At 33.8% G+C, this 8,048-nt stretch carries 8 protein-coding genes; 6 read left to right on the top strand and 2 right to left on the bottom strand.

What is annotated here, in order from left to right; translation table 11 throughout:
* Together ACIPNH_RS00390 and ACIPNH_RS00385 are read left to right on the top strand one after the other, a co-directional pair.
* Positions 1–1,279: M16 family metallopeptidase (locus ACIPNH_RS00390; protein ID WP_400770828.1), on the top strand; the 1,279-nt coding region annotated here is incomplete at its 5' end.
* Complete coding sequence (locus ACIPNH_RS00385; RefSeq protein WP_400770825.1) at positions 1,266–2,585, top strand: M16 family metallopeptidase; 1,320 nt, start codon at positions 1,266–1,268, stop codon at positions 2,583–2,585. The genes ACIPNH_RS00390 and ACIPNH_RS00385, both read left to right, overlap by 14 nt.
* Positions 2,586–2,594: 9 nt before the next feature.
* Here the strand turns inward: ACIPNH_RS00385 and purN are convergent, their stop codons facing one another.
* On the bottom strand, positions 2,595–3,155 hold the full coding sequence (purN, locus tag ACIPNH_RS00380; protein ID WP_010082490.1) for a phosphoribosylglycinamide formyltransferase: 561 nt from the start codon (positions 3,153–3,155) through the stop codon (positions 2,595–2,597).
* Positions 3,156–3,459: 304 nt separating this feature from the next.
* On the opposite strand from purN, the gene ACIPNH_RS00375 reads away from it, so the two are divergent.
* The gene (locus tag ACIPNH_RS00375) at positions 3,460–3,876 is read left to right on the top strand and encodes a hypothetical protein (protein ID WP_400770822.1); all 417 of its coding nucleotides are present in this window, start codon (positions 3,460–3,462) and stop codon (positions 3,874–3,876) included.
* Here the strand turns inward: ACIPNH_RS00375 and ACIPNH_RS00370 are convergent.
* Positions 3,869–4,399 (bottom strand): Na+/H+ antiporter subunit E, encoded by a 531-nt coding sequence (locus ACIPNH_RS00370; RefSeq protein ID WP_006280659.1) that lies wholly within the window; start codon positions 4,397–4,399, stop codon positions 3,869–3,871. The genes ACIPNH_RS00375 and ACIPNH_RS00370 overlap by 8 nt on opposite strands.
* Before the next feature lie 68 nt (positions 4,400–4,467).
* Here ACIPNH_RS00370 and ACIPNH_RS00365 point away from each other — a divergent pair, with 68 nt between their 5' ends.
* The 3 genes from ACIPNH_RS00365 to lgt all read left to right on the top strand — a co-directional run bounded on the left by ACIPNH_RS00365 (position 4,468) and on the right by lgt (position 7,878).
* Positions 4,468–6,510, top strand: a complete 2,043-nt coding sequence (locus ACIPNH_RS00365) for an ankyrin repeat domain-containing protein (RefSeq protein WP_400770820.1) — start codon at positions 4,468–4,470, stop codon at positions 6,508–6,510.
* A gap of 120 nt (positions 6,511–6,630) precedes the next feature.
* Positions 6,631–7,080 carry an SsrA-binding protein SmpB gene (gene smpB / locus ACIPNH_RS00360; RefSeq protein ID WP_007548863.1) on the top strand — a complete coding sequence of 150 codons (450 nt, stop codon included), beginning with the start codon at positions 6,631–6,633 and terminating at the stop codon, positions 7,078–7,080.
* Positions 7,081–7,086: 6 nt separating this feature from the next.
* Positions 7,087–7,878 (top strand): prolipoprotein diacylglyceryl transferase, encoded by a 792-nt coding sequence (gene lgt, locus ACIPNH_RS00355; protein ID WP_400770818.1) that lies wholly within the window; start codon positions 7,087–7,089, stop codon positions 7,876–7,878.
* Positions 7,879–8,048: the final 170 nt, after the last annotated feature.

Below are 8,048 nucleotides of genomic sequence, written 5' to 3'. Positions count from 1 at the left end.
TTCGAATGCTTTAAACATAGAGCACAACATAAAATATACTAAACTCAGTAACGGACTAGATGTTTATGTTGTTTCTAATCATCGGATTCCAGCCGTTTTACATGCAGTAATATACAAAGTTGGGGGAATGGATGATCCAATCGGCAAAGCAGGATTGGCTCACTACTTTGAACATTTAATGTTTGAAACTACAGGGAAGTTCACAGATATAGAAGCCACTATGAGTAGCATTGGGGCTCAATTTGACGCATTTACCACTAAAGAATATACCTGTTATTTTGAGTTGATCCCCAAAAAAGATTTACCACTGGCAATGGAAGTTGAAGCAGATAGAATGGGAAATTTTAATGTTACTCAAGACAAAATAGATAGAGAAAAAAACATTGTACTGGAAGAAAGAAAAATGAGATTTGATAACCAACCTCATAACTTGTTGTGGGAAGAAATGGATAGTGCATTTTACCGTAATGGCTATGGTAGATCTGTTATTGGCTGGGAGAGCGATATCAAAACTTACAATCAGGATGACATAGTGAGGTTTCACGATAGTTATTATCACCCTGGTAATGCAATATTGCTGATTGTGGGTGATGTGGAGTTTGATGAAGTAGTGAAATTAGCAGAAGAAAAATATGGCGAAATTAAAGCTAAGCCTGTAATGAGACATTACCCAAATCAGGATCCAGTGCATAATGCAGGTCTATCGGTGACCTTAGAGAGCACTGAAGTAAAAGAATCAGTTTTATATTTTCGTTATCGTGTTCCCTTATTTGATCACATAAATGAAGCCTCTGCTGCTCATTTAGCGGTTGACATTTTAGGTGGCGGCAAATCCAGCAAACTGTATAAAGATTTGGTTTTAGATAAAGATGTGGCAGTATCAGTGTTTGCTTATTATAATAGCCTAGCTTTTAGTGATGGCTACATTGATATTATGATAATTCCAAAAAGTGGCGCTAATTTAGATATTGTTGAAAGAGAGTTAGATAATGCTATTAATGGCTTCGTATCTAAAGGGGTGACGAGCGAGGAATTACAAAGCTCAAAATATAGGTATAAGGCAGCACAGTTTGATAATCTATCTGACTTAACTCATATAGCGATGTTCTATGTGCCACACCTTGCACTTGGTATTCCACTTGATGAAATAGATATTTCATATAGCAAGATTAATGATGTCAATCTAGAGGATGTAAATAATAAAATCCGTGCTATTTTTTCTGCTAATAAGTTAATTGGTCGTTTATTACCAAAAGGAGATAATAATGAGAATAAGTAAAATTATATTTCTATTTTTTTTCTGTCTAGGCTTTAATTTACAAGCAAGTGGTAACCTAAATATAGAGGAGGTCACTACCCGTAAAGGATTTAAGTTTTTATTTGTAGAAAATCATGATTTGCCAAAAGTTTCACTAAATATATCGTTCAAGGATGCAGGGTATGTGTATGAGAATAAGGAAAAACAGGGGCTTGCTTGGTTTACTTCTCTTGTAATCCAAGAAGGGGCAGGAAAAAATGATGCCAAAGATTTTGCGAAAAAGCTTGAAGATAAAGGGATTAGTTTAAATTTTATTGCTGATTTAGAAGCATTTAGGGTTTCATTAAATACTTTGTCTGACAATCTAGAGGAAGCAATTTCATTACTGAGCGATACTATAATGCGTCCTAAAGTTGACCCTGAAGGGTTGAATAGAGTTTTCGAGAAAGCCAAAGTTGATTTTAATAATCTTGAAAAAAATCCTTATTTTGTTGCTGGAAAAGAATTAGATACGTTATTGTTTAAAAAACATCCTTACTCAAAAAGTGTGTACGGTACTCTTGATACTATAATGAGCATTACTAGAGACGATGTTTTAACATACATAAAGCGTAATTTTGCTAAAGATAACATAGTTATCAGTGTTGCTGGTTGTACAAAAAAAGAAGAAATTATTACGCTATTAGATAAATATTTATCTAAATTGCCGTCAAAAAGATCAAAAGTTAGAAAAATACCTTTAAAAAATAATTTTGGTTCTGCAGAAAGTAAGAATATTTTTATGGATATACCACAGAGTGTGATACTTTTTGCTCAAAAAGGTATAGCTTATGAAGATCCTAATTATTATAACGCTGGTGTCTTAATTGATGCACTTGGTGGCATGAGGCTGAATTCAATATTAATGACAGAACTGAGGCAAAACTTGGGTATTACTTATGGTGTTTATGCAAGTATTATTTCCAATAAACATGGAAATATTATATCTGGATTTATAAGTACTGATAGTTCTACTGCTGGCAAAGCTATATCAGCAGTAAAAGATACATTTAGCAGAATAAAAAAGCAAGGAATTGACGAACAATTGTTCAAGGATGCAAAAATTGGCTTGGTAAATAATCTTGTCCTTTTCCTGTCCAATAACACAAATACAGCAACGCTGCTAGATAATATGCAGATAAATGATCGTGATGTTAACCGTATAAATAATTATGCGAATATCATTAATGATGTTAAATTAGAGGAAGTAAACGAACTGGCAAGTTCTTTACTGGAACCTGAAAATTTATTTTTTGTTGAAGTTGGAAAAAACGCTCAAGGTCAATAATTATTACAGTCATATATCTTCTGCTATTGACCTTACTGCTTCTACATAACACTTATGCTCCTCAGCTAGAATGCGTTCTGAGAGGCTTTGAATATCATCAGCTGGTAACACTGGTACAACAACTTGAGCAATTATGGCTCCAGCATCAACTTCAGGAGTGACATAATGTACAGTACAACCTGTAATTTTTACACCTGCTTTTAGAGCTTGCTCTTGAGCGTTTAGGCCTTTAAAAGACGGAAGTAAAGAGGGATGAATATTTATCACCTTGTTATGCCATTTACTCAGAAAATCAGCTTTGAGAATTCTCATAAACCCTGCAAGGCAAATTAAATCAACCTTATGTTGAACAAGTATTTCGTGAATTTTACCAGCATCAAGCGGTTTATCTTTAACAATAAACGCTGAGATTCCTGCTTGCTCTGCTATTTTCAGACCAGCAGCTTCGCTATTATTTGTGATAACACATGCAACTTCTGCGGAAAAATTCTGATCTTGACATGCTTCTATTAAGGCCTGCATATTCGACCCCCTACCTGAAATTAGTATTCCGAGTTTTATCTTTTTCATTATAGCACAGTTAGTTTAGAATTTAGTTAATACTAACAAAACAGCTCAAAAGGAAAACTTATTTTATAGCAAAGAAGGCAGACTAAACTCTTTATATAAGTGGACCTCTAATTTTGGACCTCACTGGACAACACAAAATAACGAATAGCCCCATGTACCCAGCTAAAACTAGCTTTAATGCTTAGATATTGTGCTATTTTTGTATAATATACTACTATAAGTATATATTTTTGTAATCGCGTTATTATTTATTTAACAAAGTATTAGTATAATTTATTACACTGGATTAAATGGAGAAAGTTCAATGAGTAAATTACCGAACAATGCAAAAATAGGTAAATCTCAGGTTACTCAGTGGGAGGTAATAAAAAATTGTGAATATGCTGATAATTGCTTGTCAAAAATAGTAACTTTGTACGTTATTAGAATAACTCAGCTATCAGATTTTTATACGAGTGACGAACCTGAAATTAACACTGTTTTAGCAAGAATAAGCGTGACAAGTGAAAATGTATTTTTAAACAAGGCTACTACTATTGAAGTTATGGAAGATATTTTTCCGTATAAATTCAACAGCAAGAAGAGAAATAACGTATTAAGGTTAGAAGATTTGTATAATTATTTATGTTCTATTGTTAACAATAGCCTTCCAAAAGAAATGCTTGAAAGTCTTGTAAGGGAATATAAGGATGCTGTTAACTTATTTAAAGCAATTACTTAACTGAACGTAGTATTTTTAAGATTTTATTTTCTATTTCAGAAATGCCGCTTTCAAGATCTTTATCTATCAAATACATGGTAGAGAAATATGTTTTCTGCTTACTTTCAACATTGATAGTTAAAGTTCCGGGAGTGATTGTGACTGAATTGGCAAATAACGCAATGCTTTCATCATTATGCCCTTTGCATTTTCTTAGGATAATGATTGGCTCAAGCTTAGATTTGAGTTGTAGCACCTTTTTTGTTACATAAACACTTGATAAAATGATTTGGTACATTAACCATGGTATATAACTTACTAACTTATAAAACGACAGTCTACTCGTACTATTTAAAATCTGGCTAAGAGCTCTTTCAGCGTTTATCAACCTTCTAAAGATAAACGATGTGAATATACAGGAAAACACTCCACAAAAAATAAAAAACGGCTCAAAATAACCAGACAATACAGTCCATAGAACAAATAAAATTATAAATGACAGAGAAAAAAACTTGATTTCCTTCCTAAAGTTGAGGTTTTTCATAGTCTGTAATATAACTAAAATGACTCTTTAAGGAAAGATAATAACGAATATTTAGGTTCTTGACTTCTATGTTAAAAGATATAACAACTAAGTTATGTATTTTAAGTGAGGAAGTTATGGAATATAATAAATTTATCGAAATATTAAAAAAAATAAATGACCTTTCAGATTTGAGCAAGGACAATATAGTTGAAAAAATAAAAGCTAAGTTACAAGAAGAAGATCCAGATTTATGTCAAGAGTGGGAAAAGAGTAAACCTGACAATGATAGTGGATCTGGCATAAATTACATATTTACTATATCTCGTGGTCAAAATTCTAAGGAAGTCAAATTGTTACATCTTGCTTCTTATTGGAACTGTGCAAATGTAGCAAAAGCTCTGATTGAAAACGGAGCAGATATTAATGCAGAACATGATAATAAAATTACTCCTTTACATATTGCTGCTCACTATGGCCACGAAGATGTAGTAACCATTCTAACTGGAAAAGGAGCAATTGTTGATGCAAAAAATGGTAATGGATGGACTTCTTTACATTTTGCTGTTGAAAAGAACCACAAAAATGTAGTAAACACTCTAATTGGAAAAGGAGCAAATGTTAATGCAGAAAATGATGAAGGATGGGCTCCTTTACATCTTGCTATTACAAATGGCCACAAAGAGATAGTACAAGTTCTATCAAAAGCAGAAGGAATCAACGTTGATGCAAAAAATAGTGATGGGTGGACTTCTTTACATCTTGCTGCTGCAAATGGCCGCAAAGATATAGTAGAAACTCTAATTGAAAAAGGAGCAGATGTTAATGCGAAAGACCATTATAAATGGACTCCTTTAACATTTGCTTCTCAAAAAGGCCATAAAGCGGTAAAAGAAGCTCTATTAAAGGCACAAGAGAACATCAAAGCTTTGCATTCAGCTGTTAAACATAATAATGAGGAGGAGGTGAAAAACCTATTAAATAAAGGAGTAAACGTTAATGCAAAAGATGATGATGGATGTACTCCTTTACATCTTGCTGCCAGAGAGGGCTGCGAAGATGTAGTAAAAACTCTCATTGCAAAAGGAGCAAATGTTAATGCAGAAGGTATTGTGGACGAGACTCCTTTACATCTTGCAGCCAGAGAGGGCCATAAAGATGTAGTAGACATTCTAATCAAAAAAGGAGCAAAGGTTAATGCACAAAATAATAAAAGATATACTCCTTTACATATTGCTGCTAAAGAGAACCGCATAGAGATAGTAAAAATTCTAGTTGAGAAAGCAGATGTTAATGCAAAAGGTATTAAGGACAAGACTCCTTTACATCTTGCTGCCAAAAAGGGCCATAAAGATGTAGTAGACATTCTAATCAAAAAAGGAGCAAAGGTTAATGCAGAAAATGATGATAGATGTACTGCTTTACATCTTGCTGCTGAAAATAACCACATAGAGGTAGTAAAAATTCTAGTTGAGAAAGCAGATGTTAATATAAAGGATGCTGATAGATGGATTCCTTTGCATGTTGCTGCTGAAAATGGCCACGAAGATATAGTAAAAACTCTAATCGCAAAAGGAGCAAAGGTTAATGCACAAAATGGTGATAGACGTACTCCTTTACATCTTGCTGCTGAAAATGGCAAAATAAAAGTGGTGGAAGTTCTGCTACACACTGAAGCAGACCCTTCATTAAAAGATGTTGATGGAAAAACGCCAAGAGACCTTACTAAATATCAAGGTATAATTCAGCTTTTAGAGGAAGCGGAAAAAAAGCAAACGTTAAAAAATGAGAATAAAAAAACGCCAAAGGATCTTACTGAAAATAAAGATGTAATGCAGCTTCCAGAGAAAAAGGAAGAAAAACAAATTGGAAAAAATGCAATTGTGAAAGAAAAAGAACAATCTGCAAAAAATGCAATTGTAAAAGGTGTTATTGTGTGTTTTGTAACTGCAGTGATAGTTGGTGTTGCACTTGCATTTGCTACTGCCCTATCTGTACCAGCAATAATTGGACTAGCTGCAGGATCTGCGCTCATAGTTGGTGCTGGTCAATATATAATGTCAAAGCCTAAAACTGAAATGAAAGAAGTAAAGGAACTTGTGCCTAGAGAGACAGAAAAAGCACTTACTTGATTTTTGTTATCCTGTTGCTATCAGACTAGCCTGGCACCTTATATTTATTGGGATAACTGTTTTATTATGAATTAAGTCAAAAACTCTGTAATATATTGAAGCTTAAAGATATCTTTAGATATGGAAGTTATTGCAGAAAATAGGAAAGCAAGGTTTGAATATTTCATCTTAGAAGAATTTGAAGCGGGTATGGTCTTATTAAGCAGTGAAGTTAAATCGCTAAGAGAAAGAAAAGTAAATATTTCCGACGCCTACGTTGTTGAAAAGAATAGCGAAGTATGGCTGCACAATATGCATATTGCAGAATATAAAGCTGCGAACCGAAAAAATCATAAACCAAAAAGGGAACGTAAATTACTCTTGCATAAAAAGGAGATAAATAAACTAATTGGTCAAATCAAGACTGCTGGGATAACTGTTGTGCCGCTTTCGGTCTATTTTAACGATAAAGGATTTGCAAAAACTAAAATTGCCATTGTAAAAGGAAAAAAACTCTACGATAAGAGAGCAACCATAAAACAGAGAGAGTGGGATCGTGAAAAAAGTAGATTGTCTAAAAATAATTTATAGCAAAATATGTCTTTAAATCCAGTAATTTTCAGCATCGGTCCTGTTTCTATATATTGGTATTCCTTAGCCTACGTTTTGGGTATAGTGTTTGCATATTGGTATTTACATAGGCTAGATGACCAAAAAATATTTACTAAGAATTTTTACGATTCGTTATTAACAGCCACTATTGTAGGTATTATCCTTGGAGGTAGACTTGGCTACGTATTGATATATGATCCAGTTCTTTATATAAGCAACCCTATTGAGATATTGAAGACCTGGGAAGGAGGGATGTCATTTCATGGTGGTACTATAGGAGTTTTGCTTGCAGTAATAATTTCGTGTAAAAGACATAATATCCCTACATTTTATGCACTGGACCTAGTTTCTTGCGGAGTTCCCATAGGTTTATTTTTAGGTCGCATAGGCAATTTTATAAACGGAGAGTTATTTGGCAGAGTTACAACTATGCCATGGGGTATGGTATTTCCAGAGAGTGGTGATAATTTGCTGCATCATCCAAGCCAGCTTTATGAGGCACTTTTTGAAGGACTGCTACTTTTTGCAGTTGCAAATTCACTGTTTTTCTTAACTAGAATAAGACTGTATCACGGTGCGTTAACTGGTATTGCAGTTATGTGGTATGGAATAGCACGTTTTTTCGTTGAGTTTTTTCGCGAACCAGACTATCAAATTGGCTATTTGTGGCTTGATTTAACTATGGGGCAGTTGCTTTCTATACCTATGGTTTTGCTAGGAATGCTTGTATATCTAGGCGCATTAAATTTAAAATTTAATACGAAATCTGTCACATAGAGAAAAGGTGAGTTCAATAGAAAAATGTAGCCAGAAGCCCCACATTATGTACAATTGTACGAATTTTCTGCGTTGCAGTAGAATGAATCGGTGGGCTTTATTGCATCGCTAGCTATGATGGATTAAAGATAAAAAAGGTGGAGAATATCAGTAGCTTATTATTCTGGTAT

The sequence above is a fragment of the Wolbachia endosymbiont of Drosophila barbarae genome, from assembly GCF_044752445.1.
GTDB lineage: Bacteria > Pseudomonadota > Alphaproteobacteria > Rickettsiales > Anaplasmataceae > Wolbachia > Wolbachia pipientis.
The sequence above is the reverse complement of the archived record's forward strand: the minus strand, read 5'-3'. Positions and strand labels throughout refer to the sequence as shown.